The sequence below is a fragment of the Sulfuricurvum sp. genome (genome assembly GCF_028688295.1).
In the GTDB taxonomy this organism is placed as follows: Bacteria; Campylobacterota; Campylobacteria; order Campylobacterales; family Sulfurimonadaceae; genus Sulfuricurvum.
Genome location: NZ_JAQTYM010000126.1, coordinates 1 through 3085 on the forward strand (window position 1 = coordinate 1; position 3085 = coordinate 3085).

At 36.1% G+C, this 3085-nt stretch carries 4 protein-coding genes; 3 read left to right on the forward strand and 1 reads right to left on the reverse strand.

Features of this window, described 5'->3' with window-relative positions:
* Window positions 1-504, forward strand: a 504-nt coding sequence (locus PHR02_RS13425; RefSeq protein ID WP_299992798.1) for a HipA domain-containing protein, incomplete at its 5' end; no start/stop codon positions are given.
* 343 nt (window positions 505-847) lie between these two features.
* On the opposite strand, the gene PHR02_RS13430 is transcribed toward PHR02_RS13425, so the two are convergent.
* Window positions 848-1765, reverse strand: coding sequence for a hypothetical protein (locus tag PHR02_RS13430; protein WP_299992799.1), 918 nt, complete (start codon window positions 1763-1765; stop codon window positions 848-850).
* Between the two features lie 414 nt (window positions 1766-2179).
* On the opposite strand from PHR02_RS13430, the gene PHR02_RS13435 reads away from it, so the two are divergent.
* Both PHR02_RS13435 and PHR02_RS13440 read left to right on the forward strand, forming a co-directional pair.
* A complete protein-coding gene (locus PHR02_RS13435; protein ID WP_299992801.1) occupies window positions 2180-2542 on the forward strand; it encodes a hypothetical protein in 363 nt (120 codons plus the stop codon).
* A complete protein-coding gene (locus PHR02_RS13440; RefSeq protein ID WP_299992803.1) occupies window positions 2542-2949 on the forward strand; it encodes a hypothetical protein in 408 nt (135 codons plus the stop codon). The genes PHR02_RS13435 and PHR02_RS13440 overlap by 1 nt, the downstream gene beginning before the upstream one ends.
* Window positions 2950-3085 lie beyond the last annotated feature (136 nt).

Here is a 3085-nt window from a genome sequence, read left to right on the forward strand (position 1 = left end):
AGATTGCGTAAAAAACATTATTCGTCATGGGCTGGATTGCAGCATTTCGATCGTGACACTACGGGTGCTTATTCATATGAGCAGATCGTGATGAGTATGCGTGATATGAATCTTGGGTACAGCGAGATTGAAGAACTATTCCGACGCGCTGTCTTCAATATTGTTGGTAGAAATCAGGATGATCATGCGAAGAACTTTGGATTTCAGATGGATCGTAGTGGACAATGGAGTCTATCTCCTGCGTTTGATATGACCTTCGCATATGATCCAACAGGAAAGTGGACCAAAACCCATCAAATTTCACTCGCAGGAAAACGGGATGAATTTTCAAGAGAAGATTTATACCGTTTTTCAAATCATTGCGGTCTAAAGAAATCAAAGGCTAATGAAATCATTGATCGCGTCATTGATTCATTTGGGCGTTTTGAAACTTTGTGTAAAGATTTCGAAGTTGATGCGCAGTTGCAGGATTTTGTGAGCAAAAACCTAAGGACTAAATTATAGTCGCATCCGCTATCTGCTCATCGAAAGAAAATGATCAAAAAATTGAGCCTCTAACAGTTTTTATTGTTTGATATTTCAAGGACATTACATTATAAACTGAGGATATTCAGGATGCATAGAATCAATGATTAGTGCATCACATAACTCACGAAGTACTTTATCATATAACGTCAATTGAATTTACATATTGCTATTTAACTTTATTCACTCTATCATTTCAACACTTAGGCTTTCTAACGGACACACATTGTCTGGTACTGCTTGCAGCTGAAAGCCAAGTCTTCGTAAAACAACCACTTCATCAGCATGCATGTAATTCAATTCATAAAAAAACACCATGAACTCATCCAAGATAATGCATCGTAATTTCAGCACGATGGTGCCCAATCTCTTCTGAAGTTTGCTTCAAAGCCGTTTTATGAGCATCAATATAGCGCATACCGTTCTCAACGTTTTCGTTATAGTGATTGAAATAAAGATTTTGCGCATAGTTATACCGTAGACCGTGTGTCCCATGATACGTTTCCCCTTCAATTCTTGCAGACTCTTCCAGATTTTTACGGTAGCTGTTTTGATTGATTTTAAACACACCCTCAACCATTCTCTCAATTATGGCATCAGATAGTTCTGAAGTCAATTCTTTCGTTTGAAAATAACCGCCTTTACCTTGTATCGTAAGAATATTGCCTTGAATTTGAGAACGTTTTATATGCGCCGCTTCTGTGACACGCAATCCGTATCGGTATTGCAAAAGCCCGACGTAATATTCATTCCCTTCAAGGTTGCTTACAACAGCCCCGGGATTAGAATACGCCCGATTGATGTACCCATTTTTGTTAAGTGATTTGAGCATAGAATGAATTGAAGAAAGTTCCTCTTTCGTATACCCAGTGTATGCAACTTGTTCATCTGATGCAATAGCTTCTAACGCAATTTGAATTTTGACAATATGTGAAAGATAATTGCGTAAAGTGTCCCGAGACACATCACGATCAATTTTTTCAAGAAACCATTTATCGACAATCTCATATAAAATTTTCGATAAATCTTTCACTCCATATTTGAATGCAAAACGACCAATATCACGTGCCGTTCTAAGCACTTCGTCTTTGTACTCAAATGAATGAACTTTATCCGAAACCGGCAATGTGTCGTTCACATTTTTATGAGAACTGGCAGAGCGAAATACCGCTTTAGAAGTTCCAATTCCATCGATTTTTTTCCAAATCTGAGCGATTTGATAATCAAGATTCCCGCGCACGAAAACCCTTTTTTATAAGATAAGCACCTCTTGCTTTTTTAGGAAGCTTAACCTTTTTGGATCGTTTTGACCCCATTCTTCACTTTGCAAAAATGCACGTGGAAAGCACGCAATAACCTATTTTCTAACTTTTTTTAGATGACAACTACCGGGTAAAAAGGATAAGCCCTGCACTACCATCCACATCGTTCGGAGATGTGAAACACTTGACTACGACAAGTCGAATAACGAAAAATGAAAGTCTGATTATAGCATTATTTTTTATACATTGTATCCGTCACGTTTATTTTTTATTGTATAATCATTTTATCACTTTTAAATGCCTTTCTTAGGCAATTTAAAGAGATAGATTTAATATATTATAGATACAATATAAGATACACCAAAAGGACTCTTTTGCTCTGCGATGATTTCTTGGAATTTTTAAATCAATCCCCTAGTGATGAAGATATTCTTACACTTTTTCAACGTGTAAGAATTAATCAAACCAACGGCATGCAAATCAAACAAGCCATTACCCATACACTCAAAACTTTTTCCGAAAATACAGATATTGCTTTCGTTCCAAACAAATCTTCTCCTAACAATACAGTATCTTTTTTGGTGAATAAATACCGAGCTATCTTTTTACAATTCCGTGCAGAAGGGTATGGTTATGGAGTGATGGCAAAAATGTTGGCTAAAAGGGGTGTATATAACAAAGACACAGGCAAAGCTTACAGCCGTGCAACGATTCAGCGTGTCTGTAATTTACTTGAACAAAAAGGAAAAATGTAATGGAATTTTCGACATTTATTTTAATACTGTTTTCAATTCTCGCTGCTTATTTGATGTGGATCCATTTCTCTCTCATCAATCGAGATTTCAAACAAGATTTGGCAACAGCCTTCAAAGAAGGATCTGAACCTTTATTTAATGACATTCGTTCGTGGATCAACAATTTTAAGAAATCCATGGAGTATCAGTCGGAGAAAACATTATCAAGTTTGCATACCCAACGCGAAGAAATTGATAAACAAACTCGCATCATTATCGCTCAATCCGATCACCTAAAATCGTTGATTGCTTCTCAAAACGATTATATTCGTCAGCTTCAGGAAGAGCGTCAACATCTCCAAAACGAACTCTCAAAAACCCAAAACATTCTCAATAAAACCAAAAGGAAATTAAAAGATGAAAGTTGAACTCAACAAAGATTTTTTTGCCATCATCAATATAGAGAGCGAATCCAAAAATCGCAATAATCCTTTACAAGTAAAAAATGGAAGAATTACTGAATCTAAACTCGTTGAAGAATACAAATCTACTTATTATTTTCAA